At 62.0% G+C, this 16873-nt stretch carries 20 protein-coding genes and 1 pseudogene; 7 read left to right on the top strand and 14 right to left on the bottom strand.

Going from position 1 to position 16873, the window contains the following annotated elements; all coding sequences use genetic code 11:
* Positions 1 to 15: 15 nt before the first annotated feature.
* Positions 16 to 963, bottom strand: coding sequence for a TauD/TfdA family dioxygenase (locus tag QCE73_RS15155; protein WP_309882088.1), 948 nt, complete (start codon positions 961 to 963; stop codon positions 16 to 18).
* 39 nt (positions 964 to 1002) lie between these two features.
* Positions 1003 to 2016 (bottom strand): ABC transporter substrate-binding protein, encoded by a 1014-nt coding sequence (locus tag QCE73_RS15150; protein WP_309882087.1) that lies wholly within the window; start codon positions 2014 to 2016, stop codon positions 1003 to 1005.
* A 213-nt stretch (positions 2017 to 2229) separates the two neighbouring features.
* On the opposite strand from QCE73_RS15150, the gene QCE73_RS15145 reads away from it, so the two are divergent.
* The gene (locus QCE73_RS15145; protein WP_309882085.1) at positions 2230 to 3060 is read left to right on the top strand and encodes a methyltransferase domain-containing protein; all 831 of its coding nucleotides are present in this window, start codon (positions 2230 to 2232) and stop codon (positions 3058 to 3060) included.
* On the opposite strand, the gene QCE73_RS15140 is transcribed toward QCE73_RS15145, so the two are convergent.
* From QCE73_RS15140 to QCE73_RS15130, 3 genes are read right to left on the bottom strand one after another with little or no spacing between them, the layout of a single operon-like run.
* Positions 3057 to 3440, bottom strand: a complete 384-nt coding sequence (locus QCE73_RS15140; protein WP_309882083.1) for a DUF1801 domain-containing protein — start codon at positions 3438 to 3440, stop codon at positions 3057 to 3059. The two genes, QCE73_RS15145 and QCE73_RS15140, sit on opposite strands and share 4 nt — an antisense overlap.
* Positions 3441 to 3493: 53 nt before the next feature.
* Positions 3494 to 4033, bottom strand: coding sequence for a DUF4142 domain-containing protein (locus tag QCE73_RS15135; RefSeq protein ID WP_309882081.1), 540 nt, complete (start codon positions 4031 to 4033; stop codon positions 3494 to 3496).
* A gap of 42 nt (positions 4034 to 4075) precedes the next feature.
* Positions 4076 to 5194: a GGDEF domain-containing protein gene (locus tag QCE73_RS15130; protein WP_309882080.1), complete on the bottom strand. Its 1119-nt coding sequence runs from the start codon at positions 5192 to 5194 to the stop codon at positions 4076 to 4078.
* Positions 5195 to 5427: 233 nt separating this feature from the next.
* Here QCE73_RS15130 and QCE73_RS15125 point away from each other — a divergent pair, with 233 nt between their 5' ends.
* The 3 genes from QCE73_RS15125 to QCE73_RS15115 all read left to right on the top strand — a co-directional run bounded on the left by QCE73_RS15125 (position 5428) and on the right by QCE73_RS15115 (position 6589).
* The gene (locus QCE73_RS15125; protein ID WP_309882079.1) at positions 5428 to 6012 is read left to right on the top strand and encodes a glutathione binding-like protein; all 585 of its coding nucleotides are present in this window, start codon (positions 5428 to 5430) and stop codon (positions 6010 to 6012) included.
* 104 nt (positions 6013 to 6116) lie between these two features.
* Positions 6117 to 6323: a hypothetical protein gene (locus QCE73_RS15120; protein ID WP_309882078.1), complete on the top strand. Its 207-nt coding sequence runs from the start codon at positions 6117 to 6119 to the stop codon at positions 6321 to 6323.
* A 50-nt stretch (positions 6324 to 6373) separates the two neighbouring features.
* Positions 6374 to 6589 (top strand): hypothetical protein, encoded by a 216-nt coding sequence (locus QCE73_RS15115; RefSeq protein WP_309882076.1) that lies wholly within the window; start codon positions 6374 to 6376, stop codon positions 6587 to 6589.
* A gap of 18 nt (positions 6590 to 6607) precedes the next feature.
* Here the strand turns inward: QCE73_RS15115 and QCE73_RS15110 are convergent, their stop codons facing one another.
* Complete coding sequence (locus QCE73_RS15110) at positions 6608 to 8509, bottom strand: KUP/HAK/KT family potassium transporter (protein ID WP_309882074.1); 1902 nt, start codon at positions 8507 to 8509, stop codon at positions 6608 to 6610.
* A 217-nt stretch (positions 8510 to 8726) separates the two neighbouring features.
* Between QCE73_RS15110 and QCE73_RS15105 the strand changes: the two genes are divergently transcribed.
* The gene (locus QCE73_RS15105; RefSeq protein ID WP_309882073.1) at positions 8727 to 9140 is read left to right on the top strand and encodes an RcnB family protein; all 414 of its coding nucleotides are present in this window, start codon (positions 8727 to 8729) and stop codon (positions 9138 to 9140) included.
* 113 nt (positions 9141 to 9253) lie between these two features.
* Here QCE73_RS15105 and QCE73_RS15100 read toward each other — a convergent pair whose 3' ends face one another.
* From QCE73_RS15100 to QCE73_RS15090, 3 genes are all read right to left on the bottom strand, one after another.
* Complete coding sequence (locus QCE73_RS15100) at positions 9254 to 9457, bottom strand: hypothetical protein (RefSeq protein WP_035500185.1); 204 nt, start codon at positions 9455 to 9457, stop codon at positions 9254 to 9256.
* A gap of 151 nt (positions 9458 to 9608) precedes the next feature.
* A complete protein-coding gene (locus tag QCE73_RS15095; protein WP_309882071.1) occupies positions 9609 to 10817 on the bottom strand; it encodes a hypothetical protein in 1209 nt (402 codons plus the stop codon).
* 311 nt (positions 10818 to 11128) lie between these two features.
* Entirely contained in the window at positions 11129 to 11332 is a 204-nt protein-coding gene (locus tag QCE73_RS15090; protein ID WP_309882069.1) for a hypothetical protein, read from the bottom strand.
* Between the two features lie 36 nt (positions 11333 to 11368).
* Here QCE73_RS15090 and QCE73_RS15085 point away from each other — a divergent pair.
* Positions 11369 to 11500: pseudogene (locus QCE73_RS15085) on the top strand (SDR family oxidoreductase); the annotation flags it as partial.
* Position 11501: 1 nt separating this feature from the next.
* Here the strand turns inward: QCE73_RS15085 and QCE73_RS15080 are convergent.
* The 4 genes from QCE73_RS15080 to QCE73_RS15065 all read right to left on the bottom strand — a co-directional run bounded on the left by QCE73_RS15080 (position 11502) and on the right by QCE73_RS15065 (position 14185).
* Positions 11502 to 11882, bottom strand: a complete 381-nt coding sequence (locus tag QCE73_RS15080; protein WP_309882067.1) for a hypothetical protein — start codon at positions 11880 to 11882, stop codon at positions 11502 to 11504.
* Positions 11883 to 11908: 26 nt separating this feature from the next.
* Entirely contained in the window at positions 11909 to 12541 is a 633-nt protein-coding gene (locus QCE73_RS15075; RefSeq protein WP_309882066.1) for a LysE family translocator, read from the bottom strand.
* A 90-nt stretch (positions 12542 to 12631) separates the two neighbouring features.
* Positions 12632 to 13327: a nitroreductase gene (locus QCE73_RS15070; RefSeq protein ID WP_309882064.1), complete on the bottom strand. Its 696-nt coding sequence runs from the start codon at positions 13325 to 13327 to the stop codon at positions 12632 to 12634.
* Between the two features lie 111 nt (positions 13328 to 13438).
* The gene (locus tag QCE73_RS15065; protein WP_035500195.1) at positions 13439 to 14185 is read right to left on the bottom strand and encodes a glucose 1-dehydrogenase; all 747 of its coding nucleotides are present in this window, start codon (positions 14183 to 14185) and stop codon (positions 13439 to 13441) included.
* Between the two features lie 164 nt (positions 14186 to 14349).
* On the opposite strand from QCE73_RS15065, the gene QCE73_RS15060 reads away from it, so the two are divergent.
* A complete protein-coding gene (locus tag QCE73_RS15060; RefSeq protein WP_309882063.1) occupies positions 14350 to 15174 on the top strand; it encodes a class I SAM-dependent methyltransferase in 825 nt (274 codons plus the stop codon).
* Here the strand turns inward: QCE73_RS15060 and QCE73_RS15055 are convergent.
* Entirely contained in the window at positions 15171 to 16796 is a 1626-nt protein-coding gene (locus QCE73_RS15055) for an FAD-dependent monooxygenase (protein WP_309882062.1), read from the bottom strand. The two genes, QCE73_RS15060 and QCE73_RS15055, sit on opposite strands and share 4 nt — an antisense overlap.
* Positions 16797 to 16873: the final 77 nt, after the last annotated feature.

The following is a 16873-nucleotide window of genomic DNA, read 5'->3' as shown; positions in this document are numbered from 1 at the left end:
CCTGATGAAGAACCGTCAATTCAACGCCACCGCAGCCGCGGCGCCCACCGGCGACCCCTCGATCGCCAGCGACCTCTTCCCATCCGGCCCGACCGGCACATCGCCGACGAGCGTCGTGCGATACAACTGGCGATCGAAGTCGAGATCGAAGATATCCGTGGGCGCGAGATGTGCCGTCGCGCGATTGTCCCAGAACGCAATGCTGCCCGGTTCCCACTTGAAGCGCACCGTGAATTCCGGCCGCGTCACATGCTCCCACAGGAGTTCGAGCAACACCTGGCTTTCACGCGGCGCCAGTCCCGCGATGTGCTTGAGGAAACCCGGACTCACATACAGCGCGCGTTCCCCGGTTTCGGGATGCACGCGCACGAGCGGATGTTCGCTCACGAGCGTGTGCTCCGTCACGGCCTTCGTGAACGCATCGGTGCCGCTCGCGCCTTGCGGCGGCGCGAAGCGATGCACGCCACGCAAGCCATCGACGAATGCACGCAGCGGCGCGGAGAGCTTCTCATACGCGATCACGAGATTGGTCCATTGCGTATCGCCGCCATAAGGCGGGATCGTCACGCCACGCAGGATCGATGCGAACGGCGGATTCACCGCCGCCGTGACGTCCGTGTGCCAGCCGGTCCAGGGACGCAGCAGCGAAGGCCCTTCGAAGCGCGTCGCCTTGCGAAACTTCGAGATCGAGTAAATCTCGGGATGGCCCTCGACATGTCCAAACACCGGATGTCCCACCGTGAGCTCGCCGAATTGGGCCGAAAACGCGATGTGCTGCTCGTGACTCAGAAACTGTTCGCGAAAGAAGATCACGCGCCATATGAGAAGCGCTGCGCGGATCGCTTCGACCTGTCCGGGAGACATCGCACGCGTAAGATCGACGCCGCCGATCTCCGCGCCGATATGCGCCGAAAGCGGACTGACGGTCAATTCTGCTTCTTTCTGGATGGCAGCGGCATTCATTTCGGATTCCTTTATATATGGGATAAATGGACGATGCGCTCAACTGCCTTGCGCGTTCGCGTCATCGGCGAAAAAGTAATCGCGCCACGACTTCGGTTCATGACGAATCACGCCGACTTTATGCAGGAACGCACCGAGTTGCAGCGTGTTTTGCGGCGTCGTCGCGAAGCTTGCTTCCTTGTCGCTCAAAATGCGTTCGACGAACGCCGGTGAAAGCTTCGACCCGTCCTGACGTATATAGATGGCCGCCGCTTGCGCCTTGTCCTTGCTGACGAGCTTCGCAGCATCGTCGAGCGCGGCGCGCACGGCGGCATAAGTCTTCGGATTGTCCTTGCGCCATGCGCCGGAAGTCACGACGACGCTCCCCGTCGATGGACCGCCGAGAATGTCGGTGGAACTGGTCACCTTGTGAATCTTCGGGTCTTCGAGTTCCTGATACTGATACGGCGCATTCGAGAAATGCAGGTTGACGACAGCGTTGCCCGATAACATCGCGGTCGTCGCATCGGCGTGCGGCATGCTGACTTCGAAGCGATCCAGACGCGCATAGTCGGCGTCGCCGAAAGCTCTGGCCGATGCCATCTGCAGAAGACGTCCCTGTTGCGACACGGCGACGGACACCACCGCGATCCGATCCTTCTCGCCGATATCCCGGATGCTGCGAATGCGCGGATCGTTCGTCACGAGATACACCGGCACCGCACTTTGCGCCGCCATCGCGCGAAAGTCCTGACGCCCGCGCGTGCGATCCCAGATCGTCATCAAAGGCCCGATGCCGATGGTCGCGATATCCGCCGCGCCCGATAGCAACGCCTCGTTCACGGCCGCGCCGCCCGATAGCGTGCTCCATTGCACGTCGATGGCAAGTCCCTCGCGCGCGCCCGCTTTCTCGATGAGCTTCTGATCCTTCGCCACTTTCAGCAGCAACGAGCCGATGCCGTATTGATCGACGATCGTCACCTTCCCTTCGGCGTGCGCGCGATGAATCGGCAACGCGAGCAACGCCATCGACGCGAACACGGCGAATAAACGCTGCAATGAAAATGTCGTCATGCGGGATATCGTGGGAGAGCGGCGAACGATAAATGTACTCGCCGCTTACTCACACGCGAACGAAGAAATCCCGATACGGATAGCTTCGTCCGCGATAAGCGCGGGGCCGGCGCTCTTTTTCATCGAAAGTTATCTGAAATATTTGGGGCGGGAAGTGGCTTTTGTCGCGCAGCTACTAACATGAAAGGGGCACGCACAAGCGAGGTCACAGCCATGCATCCTTCCCTTAGTTCCACCGGCGGCTACGTGCTCGGTCATTCCGATCCGGAAGTGCAGCGCCTCGAGAATCAGGCGCGCTTCATCGGCGATCTGACTGAAGAGATCCTGCGCCGCGCAGGGCTCGCGTCCGGTATGCGCGTGCTCGATCTGGGCTGCGGCACGGGCGATGTCTCGTTTCTGGCCGCATCGCTCGTGGGACCGGACGGGTCGGTCTCCGGCATCGATCAGGCGCCCGGCGTGATCGACAAGGCGCGCGAACGAGCGCGGCAAGCGGGCCTCGGCAACGTGCGCTTCGACGTTGCGAGCGTGGCGGATTTCGAGCTCGCGGAACCCTTCGACGCCATCATCGGCCGTCTCATCCTGCTACATCTGCCCGATCCCGCCGCGACCCTGCGCCGTCTCGCCGACCGTGCGGGCGCGGGCACGCTCTTCGTCTTTCACGAGATGGACATGAGCACCGCGCGTTCGGTGCCCGAGTCACCGCTATGCGCGCAGGGCACGCGCTGGATCAGGGAGACTTTCAAGCGGGCGGGCGTCGAGACCGACATGGGATCGAAGCTCTTTTCGACGTTTCGCCGCGCCGGCCTGCCCGGCCCGCAGATGCTGCTATCGGCGCGCATCGAAGGCGGCCCCGACTCGTTCGCGTATCAGTATCTGGCCGAGGTGTTGCGCACGCTGTTGCCGCTTGCCGAGCGCTTCGGCGTTGCAAGCGCGGATGCGGTCGGCATCGATACGCTGGCCGCACGTCTGCGCGATGAAATCGTCGCGCTCGATGGCGTCATACAGCCGCCGGCCTTCATCGGTGCGTGGGCACGTGTGCCCTAGCCAGCCGCTTTCTTCTTCGATTTCGACTGATTGAACTCGATCGCCGCGCGCACGAGATTCTTCAGCGCACGCGCGTCGATCTTGTCGCCTTCGAAAAAATCGATCGCGCGCCGCGCGTTGCCTTCGAGACCCGCGTTGAAGAGCTTTTCGGGATCGGCAAGGCTCGCGCCGTTGGCGAAGGTGAGCTTCACCTTTCCCTTATGCGCGTTAGCCACCGCGATCATGCCGTCGCGATACCACACCGGGCTACCCATGTATTTCCACTCCTCGACGATCCCGCTATCCGCCGCGAGAATGATCTTGCGCACATTGGCGAATGTCTCGCCGCGCCAGTCCGTGATGCCGGCAATCAACTCGTCGATTCGTTCCGATGGATTCATGCATATCTCCGTGCTTTTGCGTTTTGTTTATGCCTCGCTCGACGACAGCGGCGTCAGCGTATCAGACCGGGACTGCCGATCGTGATTTGCAGCCGTTGAGCCTGATCGAGATGAAAGATGAACGACGGTCGCGAGCGGATCAGCAAGGTCCGCACCTCCGCGCTGCGCGCCGTTCGAATATAGCCATCGACGGTATTGACCAGCTTCTGTAAATAAGCGACTTCGCGATCCAGATACGCTTCGTCGAAATCGTAAATGCTGGTCTGGTCGAGATCGGCTATATCGTCGCTGCTTTGCTTCGTCAATGCTTCGCTCGTCGCGCTGCGTTGCGGCTGCGTGCCGTATCGCTGCATCAACGTGGCGATCTCCTGATTGACTTGCGCGTGTTCCGACACGATCCGCTTCGCGAAGACCTGCAGGCTATAGGAGCGCGTCTTGCGCAAGGCCAGATTGGCCGTGGCGATCTCCGCCTGATTCGCGACGAAAATCACGCCGAGCATTTGCTCATCGGAGAGGGGGCGTTCCTGCGCGTTCGCACAGACCGTCCACGTCAGCAGCAGCAGCAACGCCGTTGCGATGCGTTTGCCGTTCATCCGCGTCTCCGGGTTATATCGATACCGACGACTCTACCTTGATCAGACCGTCAGCGTGTTGCGGCCCGCGAGCTTCGCACGATACAGCGCGACGTCCGCGCGTTGCAGTGCTTCGTGGAAACTCGCATCGTGCGCACCGATCTGCGATACGCCGATGCTCGTGGTCCATTCCGGCATGCCTTCGGTGTATTTGCGGCACGCAGCGTGAATCTGGTTCGCGCAGGCCTGCGCATCCGATGCGCGCGACGCCGGAACGATCGCGACGAACTCGTCGCCGCCGAGCCGCCCGAACTCGCCGCCCAGCGACGCGACTTCCGCACCCGCGAGCCGCGCGAGTTCGATCAGCACGTTGTCGCCCGCGAGGTGACCGTGCCGGTCGTTGATCTGCTTGAAATGATCGAGGTCGATGGCGAGCACGGCCGCGCCCGGCGCGGCGAGGCGCTGCGCGTAAAGCTCGAATCCGGCGCGATTCCAGACACCCGTGAGCGGGTCGCGCAGCGCAGCATCGCGCAAACGGCGTTGCGCTCGTTCGGCGGGAATCGCCAGCAGACCGAGATTGAGCACGCCCAATAGCAACTGGTCCGAGAGCATCGGAATCAGCGCGAGGTAGTTGATGTGCGTGCCCGACCATGCATAAGCTGCGAGCGTCACGGCATAACCGGGCAGATAGCCCAGCATCGCGAAACCGGCAATGCGCCGCGCGCGGCTCCTCTCGCGCCGCCCGCTCGACCAGAGGATGATGCCGGTAATCGCGGCCGAGATCGCGACACCGATCGTGTCGCCCGCGTGCGTCAACATCGCCGCTGCCGGACCAGGGCCGCCGATCCATCCCGGCAGCACATGCGCCACCGCACAACCCAGAATCGGCGCGAGCATCCACGAACGGAACGGGGGCTTGCCGTCGAACGCGCGCAAGCCCGAAACGATCAACATGTTGGTGGCCGCGAGCGCGCCGAGCAGCAGGCCGATCAGGACCGGATTGCCGCGCGCCGGCTCGAAACCGGTCAGCACGGCCGCGTAGAGGAACGCGCTCGCCGACCAGTGCACGAACTGCGGCTCGATCTTGCGGCCGAAGCGCACCAGCGCGAAGACGAGCCCGAACGCCGTGCTCGCGAGCACGCTGCAAAGGCGTAGTGTTTCAGTGTCAGGTGTGTGGAACATGGAAAAGCCCGCCACGTGCGGTGGCCGGGACATCGACCGTCATCGATGGCCGACCGCGCATCGCGACAAAACGGCCGTATCTTACCTTTCGCCTCCGGGCGCTGCGGAAACGGCACTTTCGGGTCAACGGCACGCACGCGGCAAAACTTTAGTGCCGTTCACCTATTTGCGGCATGAGCCTTGCTCGCCGAATAGGGTTCCCGCACAGCCATCATGGAAAGGAGACGCGCATCATGAAACTGTATTACGCACCCGGCGCATGCAGTCTCGCCGATCACATTGCGATGCATGAAGCAGGCCTGAACTTCGATCGCGTGAAAGTCGATCTCAAGACCAAGACCACCGAGGACGGCACGCCGTTCAACGAAATCAATCCGAAGAGTTACGTTCCCGTCGTCGAATTCGACGATGGCAAGCGGCTCACCGAGAACATCGCCATTCTCTATTGGGTCGCGCAAAAGGCGCCATCGCTAACGCCTTCCGGCGACGACGGAAGTCTGCGTCTGGTGGAAATGCTCGCGTTCATTTCGACCGAGATCCACAAGCAGTTCGGCCGCGTATTCCGCCCGTCTTCGGATGCCGAAGCCGCGGCCGCGCGCGAGAAAATCGGCCAGCGTTTCGCGCTCATCGCGAAGACGATGCGTGGCGATTATCTGTTCGGCGACAAGGTGAGCGTCGCGGATGCCTATCTATTCACGATGCTGACGTGGGCGCGAAAGATGAGCGTCGATATGCCCGCCGAACTTCAGGCGTTTTACAAGCGCATGCGCGAGCGGCCGGCCGTAAAGCTCGCATTCGAGCACGAGGGACTCGAATGATCTGTGCCTCGTGACGTGCGGCAAATCGCCGTGCGGGTCCGGCATTTGCTGCACCGGCAGAAGGCGCGCATCGGCGCGCCATCTCACGATTTCCGGAGGCCATCATGGAGCCAGGCAAGCCTGTGCCGCACGCCACCGCCGATGACATGGACGAACCCGTGGGCCGCGACGATTCCACGCCGACGCGCTCTGAAGATACGACGCAGCGCCAGCTCGACGAACGCGAAAAGCACATGCACGAGGCGTCGGAAAACGAGTTGCCATCGTCTCAGGACAAGAATCCCGTTCCGCCCGACTCCCGTAAGCCGTGACCTCGCACCAAGCGGACGCGACGCGGATTCCACTCAATGAAGGTCACATCATGTCTACCGAGACTTACGTTCGCAACGGGCACCATGTCGAGATCACCATCGATCAGGATCCGACGGGACAGTGCACATGGTCTTACACCGTCGATGCAGACGGCTACACCGAAATGCGCGATCGTCCGCTGGACACAGCCGATGCGGCGTTGGAAGCGGCAAAGAATCACGCAAATGCCAAGGCGGACATGCTGCCCGCCGGCACCGCGCAGTGATTGCATGAATCACGCGCGTTACAAGACGACCTGAACGCCGAGTTCGACGACATCTTCACTTCGAAGTCCGTAATATTCCGCGCTCGTTGCCGAATGGAACGCCATCTCGCCGAAGAGGCGTTCGCGCCAGCGCGGCATCTGCCCGTGCGAGCAGCCGGGCGTCGCTTCGTCGCGTGGCAGGAAGAACGTCGTGTGTTTCGGATCGAAGCGCCAGTCGCCGAGTTGTCCGTCGAGCGATGACAGCAGGCGCGGCAGATTCGGCCGCTCCACGAAACCATGACGCGAGATCACTTCATAGCAGCCCGCGCCCAGATCGCGCACTTCGATGCGCGTGTGCTCGTCCACACGCGGCGCCGATTCGGCGCGGTTCGCGAAGATCACCGTCGTCTCGTGCAGCACGCGGTTATGGCGCACATTGCTCGTGAGGGCGGAAGGCGTAGCGCCCGGCATGCTGCCCGGATAAATGGCGGTGCCCGGCACACGTGCGGGCGGCTCGGGCTTGCTCAGCACATCGCGCAGGAATTCCGCGAGCGGCGGCGCGTGCGATGCATGTAAATGCGCGAGCTGGAGCCCGCGATGCCATGTCGCCATCAGCGCGAACAGCACGATGCCGATCGCGACCGGAAACCAGCCGCCTTGCGGAATCTTGTGGATGTTGGCCGCGACGAGCAGCGCATCGATTGCGATGAGCGGAACGCTGAGCGCGGCGACCGCGAGCCACGGCCAGCGCCATATGTTGCGCGTGACGCTCACCATCTGCACGGTGGTGATCAGCATCGTGAGGCCGACGGCGATGCCATATGCCGACGTCAACCGGTCCGAACTGCGAAACGCGATCACGAGGAACATCACCGCGATAAACAAGACTGCGTTCACCGCAGGCACATACACTTGCCCGCGCTGCGATGCGGACGTTTCGATCACGCGAAGCCTTGGCAGGAAGCCGAGTTCGATTGCCTGACTCGTCATCGAAAAAGCCCCTGAAATGACGGCTTGCGATGCGATCACCGTGGCGAGCAATGCTATCAGCACGGTCGGCACCAGCGCCCACGAAGGCGCGGCGAAGAAGAAGGGTTGTTTGGCCGCGCCTGGCTGATACAGAATCGTCGCGGCTTGCCCGAAGTAACCGATGACGATGGCCGGAAACACGACGATCATCCACGCAAGCCGTATCGCACGCCTGCCGAAGTGACCGATGTCGGCATAGAGCGCTTCGGCGCCCGTCAACGCGAGAATCACGGCGCCGAGAATCGTGAATGCGAGCGCGGAGTGCGCGAGCACGAGCGACCACGCATACGCTGGCGAAAGCGCACGCAGCACGTCCGGATGCTGCACGATCCGATACACGCCTACCGCCGCAAGATAAACGAACCAGAGCAGCATGACCGGCCCGAACGACTTGCCGACGACCGCCGTGCCGCGCGATTGAAACAGAAAGAGCGCGATGAGGATCGCTACCGCGATCGGCACGATAAACGGCTCGAACCTGGCGCTCACCTGACTCAATCCCTCGACCGCGGACAGCACCGAAACCGCGGGCGTGATCATCGAATCGCCGTAGAACATCGCTGCGCCGAACAGGCCCGCCATCAGCAGAAGATGCGGCACGCGCCGCCCTTGCTGTTCGTAGCCTGAACGCGCGAGCGCCGTCAATGCGACGATGCCGCCTTCGCCTTCATTGTCCGCGCGCATCACATAGCACACGTACTTGCCCATCACCACGATGACAACCGCCCACACGATCATCGACAGAATGCCCATCACGATCGATGCATCAACGACGCCTGCGTCGCTCACGCCTTGCCTCAGCGCATAGATCGGGCTCGTGCCGATGTCGCCGAACACGACGCCAAGCGCGCCGAGCATGAGGCCCGAGAGCGCTTTCTCAGGCGCGTGGACGTTGTTCGAAGTCGATGTCATCCGACGCGTGGGTCTCCGGTATGCCGTGCCGATGACATAGCAATCCGCATTCCGCGCAGCTAATCGGTGCTTTCTTTCAATAGCATTAAGTATTAAATGCGCATTCGCGCGTAATCAAAGGTAAGCGTTGCTTACACATGCTCACGTCATTCTTCCAGTTCATTGCGTAAAGTCCCGGCATCGAGATCATCCCTTCGCAACTTTCAAGAGGAAGAACATGAAGAAGAATCGAATCGTCGCCGCGCTGCTTTGCGCGACCATCGGACTGACAACGGGTGCCGTATTCGCGCAGCCCGCACCGAACGGCCCGGACGGCTATCGCGACATGAATCGCGGACCCGGAGGACCCGGCGCGCCCGGTCACGGACCCGATATGAACGGTCACAACGGGTACGATCACAATGCGCCACGTCCGCCCGAACATGCGAACGACGAGCCGCGTCATCCGGACTGGCGCAAGGGCGAACGCCTCTCGTCCGATTACCGGAATCATCAGTACGTCGTCGACGACTGGCACGGCCACGGCTTGCATCAGCCGCCGCGCGGGTATCAATGGGTCGGCGTAGGCGCGGATTATCTGCTGGTCGCGGTCGCGTCGGGGGTTATTGCGCAAGTCGTGATGTCGCAATAACTACGCATTCGCTTGCTGCGTTCGTTTGGACGCCCGGAAAGAAAAACCCGCCTGTTCAGGCGGGCAATGATGCGCTCAACGAGAGGGGATCGAGGCGCACATCCAAGATGCAATCAAGCCTTGCCGCGGATCGTGTCCGGCGCGTCGCGTTGTTGTGTCGCGCCGCCCGGCCGATCCGGCGTCGTGACGGTCTGATCGAAGATAAAGCCCATCGCGATATGCTCGGTGTTCGTGGAGCCGCATGCGGGACAGGTATCTTCTTCGAGAGCATCGTCCGAGTAAATGAGCTTGTTGCATGCTACACAGCGGATCAGCATCTTTACTCCCGAATATGAGTGAGAAGTAACTCATTTATATGTCAAAAAAAGCGGACAGCCAATTGCTCTTTATACGTATCGCATTAGCACCGTATCCACTAAATCCTTAAATGCGTCAGCAAGCGTCGAGCCTGGTCATCGACCTATAGCTTTATCGCGGATTCGTTGCGATGAAGTTTTTGACCGCCGTATAAGTCGGCTTCTTCGTTACGCCATCGTTCAACATGATGCCGTAGGGGCCTTGTCCTGTCGGCGGATCGTCGTAGAGCTCATAGACCTGAAGCGACTGAATGTTGTATTGCGGCGCGATGGCGAGCAGCGCGCCCATCATGTTGTTGGCCATGAACGTCGCCGCCTGATCGGCCGTGCCGGGAAAGCTCGGCCGCATGCCTACTTCATTGATCCAGATCGGCTTGCCGAACGATTGCAACGTGCCGATCACGTTGTAGCAAAGCGTTCCGCATGCGTGGGTAATGTCGCCCTGCTCCGAGTACCAGTGCCACGCGGTGATGTCCCACGTGACGACCGGATGCCCGCTCGTGCCGTCGGGCTGCATGCCGTTCGCCAGCATCACGTCCAGGCCCAGATGCATCCACGTATTGCCGCCGATCACGATCTTCCCGGCGGGATCCACCGACTTGATGCCCGCGATCAAGCCGCGTATGACGCCACGTGCAATCTGGAAGCAATCGTTCTTGTAGTCGGTGCTGTTCACGCCGTCGACCCAGCCGACGAGACACTCCGGCGCAAGCTCGTTGGTCACTTCGTAATAAGCATAGTGCTGCACATTGACGATCTGTTGAGCAAGCGTATAGCTCGCCTGATAGGCCGAGTTCTCGTCGGGAAAGTCTAGCTGCTGCAGGATCACCGGATAAACCGTCACGCCGGATTGCGCCATCATCTGCGCGACGCCCGCCAGTTTTTGCGCTCCGGCCACGTTGGAGACATCGCTGCGATACAGCGTGACACCGAGATCCTTCAGTTGCGCGAGTTGCTGTTCGGGCGTCGATGTCATGTACGGACCCGCCGCGTTGACATGGCCATTCATGCCATAGAACACGCTGCCCGAAGGCGCGATCACGGACAGCGCGGTGCTGGTTTCGCCGCTCGCCGGCGCAGGGCTCGATGCCGCCGAAGGCGCCGATGCGCCGCTCTCCGCCGGACTCGATGCAGCCGAAGGACTCGACTGCGAACCACCCGTTGTGGTCGCGCCGCCACCGCCGTCGCCGCTACCGCCTCCGCATGCCGCCAGTATGAAAACGACCGTTAAACTCAGCAACGTCGATAGTTGTCCCGGCGAAGCAGTTCGACGCGACCTGAAGAGGCGTGCAATGGAGGAGATATAAATGTTTCTTGTCATGACAACTCGGAATGTTGAAAACGATATCGAGCGGCCGGTTCATTGCCGGCAGTGAAACACCCGCCTCGCGCGGCGACATCATCGCGAACGGGTGCAAGCCGCGTCCGGAATGACGAACGCAGCCGCGCTTCGATAAAAGAGATAAAGGAGCACCCCGATGGCCGATGCGCAAGTTACGCGATGGCCCGGGCATGGTGCCCACCGAATGCCACAAGGGGTCTTCGCGCTTCGATCGAACAGAAGCGCGCGAAGAAGGATCGGAGTTTTGTAGATGACGCGAACATGCAATCGTCATGCATGTCACTAATACGTTAGCACATCATATCGTCCGCCTCGGCATATTCAAGCGCCGACGGCTCATCGATAAAAATACCAATCGATTCGATTACGCTGATTAGACTGAACAAACGTCGTAAGGCTTTCGTTTGGACCACGGTTTGCTTGCGCGAAAATACCCGGCGCATAAGCTTGAGCCCATGAGCGATGCCGTTGCCGCTGAAACGCGTCAACGCCATTTTCGTTGCTCATCCTAACTAAATTCCGAAATCCGAACGCAGACGCCCATGAAGCGCCCCGGCCAGCCCGTGGAACTCGCCGCCGCTTACGTGATGCTCGCATCGGACGAGGCGAGCTATATGTCCGGTGCGACCATCGCCGTGACGGGCGGCAAGCCGATCATCTAGGTCAGGCGGCGAGCGGCGTGTGCAGCCGCTGATCGATGTCCTTCTTTCCGGCGCTCAACGCGAATGCGCGAGCGTCTTCGGCGCAAGCGAAATGGCCCAGGACGCCGCTCGCGCGCTGAATTCCGTCGCCATCGCAGACGATCGTCATCGCGGCATATAGACCACCGTCGACCGCGGCCATCGGCGTAATGACGAAACCGCGATACGCGAGGCTGGATTGATGCATGGCACCCTCTCTCTCATTTGATAGCTGTCTTCGCTCTTTTCCGGCGGTGCGCGCCGCCGCAAGGCTGTGAGTCAGATTGTCCAGTGACGCAATCAGCCGACGATTAGGGAAAACCAGAAAAAGCGACGGGATAGCTATCGCTGAAATCGAATACATTTCAGCCCGAGATTTTCGCGGATGGATCAGCGGCGCGCTTCGGTCGCCATTCTCACGGCGAGACCCGCGAGCACGGTGCCCATCAGCCAGCGTTGAACCAGAAGCCATGCGGGCCTGCGCGCCAGGAAAACCGCGATCGATCCGGCGGTCATCGCGACGATCGAATTGACGCTGATGCTCAGCATGATCTGCACGACGCCAAGAGCGAGCGACTGGCCGAGCACGCCGCCGTGCGCCGGATCGATGAACTGCGGCAGCAGCGAGAGATACAGCACGGCGATCTTCGGATTGAGCAGGTTCGTGACGAAACCCATCGTGAAGAGCTTGCGCGGGCTGTCGACGGGCAAATCGCGCACCTGAAACGGCGAACGCCCGCCCGGCTTGACCGCCTGCCACGCGAGATAGAGCAGATAAAGCGCGCCGCCGAAGCGCAACGCGTCGTAGGCGAACGGGATCGCGATCAAGAGCGCGGTGATGCCGAACGCCGCGCACAGCATGTAGAACACGAAGCCGAGCGCGACGCCGCCGAGCGAAATGAGCCCCGCCGTGCGGCCCTGGCAGATCGAGCGGGAAATCAGATAGACCATGTTCGGTCCCGGCGTAAGCGCCATGCCGAGCGCGACGAGGGCGAATGCGAAGAGTTGCGGCGTGTGAGGCATCGGACGTGCTCCGGTTAAAGAGGTCGATGCAGTTTCTCGCGCGTCTGGCCGCGTAGCCAGATACAAATTCGAAGACGCCCGTCGATACAGTCAATCGAAGCCGAGAAAGGTCGAGAAATTCCGCACGGGCTCGCGCGTCATATCGATGCGATTGACGGGCGATGCTTCATCGGAGAATCCGAGGCTCATGCCGCAGACGACTTCATGATCGGAAGGAAAGTCGAGCTGATCCGCGATGACGTCCTGAAAGCGCGCGAACGACACCTGCGCGCAAGTCGCGAGGCCGACAGCGCGCGCAGCCAGCATCACCGTTTGAATGAAGATGCCGTAATCGAGCCAGCTATATTTCGTGAGCGTGGAATCGATCGCGAAGATCAGTCCGACCGGCGCGCCGAAGAAATCGAAGTTCTTCGCTGTGACGCGCGCACGCTCCTGAAGATCGGACTTCGGTACGCCGAGCGCACCGTAATAGCGCATGCCGAACGCCTCCTGACGCGACCGCATATCGTGCGGCAACGCATCGGGCATATGCCGCAATGGCGGATGTCCATTGTCGGCATGGGCGCGCCGCAATGCTTCGCTCATCGCGGCCTTGCGTTCGCCCGTCAGCACATAGACGCGCCACGGCTGCGTGTTCGAATTGCTCGGCGCGGATCGCGCGACATCGAGTATTTCTTCGACTACGCGGCGCGAAACCGGATCAGGCGTGAAGCGCCGGATCGCGCGGCGCGAACGGATGGTTGCATCGACGACTAAAGCATCGGGATGAGCGTGACGATCGATCATGGGGCAAGTGCGCAATGACAGGTTGCCCCATGATGACACGGCGAAAAGCCGCGCCGCCGCGAAGTATCTGCAAGACCATCTTGCACGACACTCAACGCGGCGCGATTCGCATCAACGCATGCCGCCGCTCGCGATGAGGCTTTCGCCGGTCATCCAGCGCGCATCGTCGGAGGCGAGGAACACGGCGATCGATGCGATATCGTCCGGCTGGCCGAGACGTCCGAGCGGCGTTTGCGCGAGCGCGGCCGCATCGAACTCGGAACCGATGATGCCCGCGCTGTGCGTGCCTTCGGTCACCACGACGCCCGGATTGATCGAGTTCACGCGGATCTTTCTCGGGCCGAGTTCGCGTGCGAGCGCGCCGGTGATCGCATCGACGGCGCCCTTCGTGCCGCTATACACCGCGCTCGTCGCCGGCGTGATGCGGGTCACGACCGAACTGATGTTGATGATGCTCGCACCTTCGCCGAAATGCTTCGCGGCGGCCTGCGTGGTCAGCAGCGTGCCTAGCACGTTGATATTGAACTGCTTATGAAAGTGCTCTTCGGTGATCTCTTCGAGTGCCGCGAACTCATACACGCCCGAGTTGTTCACGAGAATATCGAGCCGTCCATATGTTTCGACCGCTGCATTCACGATGCCTTGCGCATCCGCGGCCTTCGAGACATCGCCGCCAACTGCGATCGCCTTGCCCTTCGATGCGGTGATGTCCGCGACGACCGCATCCGCGCCCGCCTTGCTGCTCGCATAGTTGACGACGACCGACGCGCCTTCCGCGGCGAGCGCCTTTGCAATCGCCGCTCCGATACCTTTCGACGCGCCCGTGACGACCGCCACCTTGCCTGCGAGTTTGCTCATGATCGAATCCTTGAAGAGATTATTTAATGCCGGGACTGACCGGTTGTGCCCGTTGCACAACCGTCTTGACAGCGTTCAATGTAGACATCTCTTCGAGCGCGATAAAGCGGCGTAGAGTGAAAAGACTTGCGGGATCAGACGAATAATCGAACGCGGGAGGCGGCATGGACACGAACACGCCACGGCACGACGCCAATTTCGCCGGCCGGATTCCTGAGCTTTACGACCGCTATCTCGTGCCGATGCTCTTCGCATCCTATGCGGCCGATATCGCGCAACGCGCGGCGGCGCTCGAACCATCGCGCGTACTGGAGACGGCTGCGGGCACCGGCGCCGTCACGCGCGCGATGGCGCACGCGTTTCCCGCCCATGTCGATATCGTCGCGACGGATCTCAATCAGGCGATGCTCGATCGCGCCGCAACGTTGGATACCGGCGGATCGGTGACGTGGCAGCAGGCCAATGCTTTGCAACTGCCTTTCGACGATGCGAGCTTCGATATCGTCGTCTGCCAGTTCGGCGCGATGTTCTTTCCCGACAAGACAGCGGCGTTCGCGCAAGCGCGTCGCGTGCTGCGGCCCGGTGGCGCGCTCCTGTTCAACGTGTGGGACCGCATCGAAGAGAACGAGTTTGCGGACACCGTAACCGATGCGCTCGCCCGCGTCTTTCCCGCCGATCCGCCGCTTTTCATGAAACGCACGCCGCACGGCTATTTCGATCGGGACGTGATCGCGCGCGATCTCGCAGCGGCGGGCTTCGATAAGAAGCCGCGCTTCGATACGCTCGCGCAACGCAGCCGCGCGTCATCGGCGGAAGTGGCCGCTATCGCCTATTGCCAGGGCACGCCCTTGCGCAACGAGATCGAAGCGCGCGGCGGCGCGAGTCTGGATGAAGCGACGTCGGCATGTGCGAAAGCCATCGCGACGCGCTTCGGATCAGGCGCCGTCGATGGCAGGATTCAGGCGCATGTGATCGTCGTACAGCGCTAACGCGTGAGGTCGCGGCCGAGCACGCGATCGAGCCATGCGATCAGCGTGTCGGATGAGCATGACGCACTTCGAAAGCCGATATGCCCATCCGGCCGTATGGCCCACACCATGCCGTGCTTCGCACCGAACGCATCGGCGAACTCGCCCGCGTTGTCGCAGAGCGTTCGATACGCCTCGCGCGCAGGCTCGAACGACGCCGCGTTCGCCACCTTCGGCGACACGATCAACACGGCGTTCGCCGCTGCGCCGAGCGCGGTGCGCCATGCATCGACGGCCGCATCGAAGGCGGCGATGCGCGCGCTGTCGGCGTCATCGATATAAGCGACGAGCGTGTGACGTCCGCGCCCGAGATGATCGTGCAAACGCTGCGCATGGCCGATGAAAGCCTCCACGAGACCACCGGCCTGCGGCGCGCGATCGCCGGGCGCGGGCAACTCCGCGGCCATGTCGGCGCATTCGTCCGCGACGATAGGACTGCCGCCGCGATAACCCACGAGCAATTGCGTCTCGCGCATCGCGGGCTTGATTTCGCCGTGCGCGAGAACCGTGTTCAACGCGCGGCTCGTCGATTCGACGACATCGAGCCCGACCGGCCGCCGCTCCGCTTCGTAGCTATCGAGCAGCGCCTGATTCGCGATGCCGCGCGCGGCGAGCGTGAGCTTCCACGCGAGATTGTGCGCATCCTGCAAGCCGGTGTTCATGCCCTGCCCGCCGACGGGCGGATGGATATGCGCGGCATCGCCCGCGAGAAAGACGCGCCCACGCGCATAGTTCTGCGCGATCCGATGACTCACGCGATACACCGACGACCAGCGCATCGACGAGAGCCGCGTGCCCTTCGGCAGAATCGGCAGCATGATGCGTTCGATCTCCGCGAAATCGGGCGTGGAGTTCAGCGTGTGGCGGGCGGCATCGTCGGGGAGCAGGACCATCGAGAGCCGATAGCGGCGCGCGGAGCCGCGTACCGGCAGCGCGGCGAGCGTGGTCGAGCCCGCCCCGCCCTCGCCCGACACGTTGAAGCGATACATGCGGCCGCGCGGCAAACCCCACTCGACATCGACATCGGCGAGCATGAAGGTTTGCGGATACTGATCGCCTTCGTAGGCGATGTTCGATTGCCGGCGCACCGTGCTGCGCGCGCCGTCGCAGCCGACGAGCCAGCGGCACCGAATCGTGCGGTTCTTGCCGCATGCGTCCTGTATGCGCACGTCGATGGCATCGCCTGCATCGCTGAAATCGACGAGCGTCGCGCCGTATTCGACGTGCCCGCCGTTGCGTGCGAGCGCCGCTTCCAGAATGCGCTCGGTCTCGAACTGCGCGAGCGAGAGCGCGCCATACGGCAAGCCGGCGCGCGGAACCTCGGCGCTGAACGCGGGCGCGCCGTCCTGAAACGTGTCCGCGCCCGTGAGCCATACACCGGCATCGATCGCGTCGCGCGCGATGCCCAGATCCTCGAAAATTTCCAGCGTGCGCGCCGTGACGCCGAGCGCCTTCACGAAGAAGACGCGCTCGTCGTGCGCATCGATCACACGCGCTTTCACGCCATCGCGGCGCAGTTCGGCGGCAAGCATCAGGCCGACGGGGCCCGCGCCGGCAATCAGCACATCGGTCGTATCGAACATGGTGCGATATCTCCTGAGGAAACCGGCGAATGCCTTCGCGCGCGACGTCTTCGCCGGCGGTCGTCAGAGAGAATAAC

This window comes from Caballeronia sp. LZ029 (genome assembly GCF_031451275.1).
GTDB classification, from domain to species: Bacteria; Pseudomonadota; Gammaproteobacteria; order Burkholderiales; family Burkholderiaceae; genus Caballeronia; species Caballeronia jiangsuensis.
Note: the sequence above shows the minus strand (reverse complement) of the source record. Positions and strands in the feature narration are given on the sequence as shown.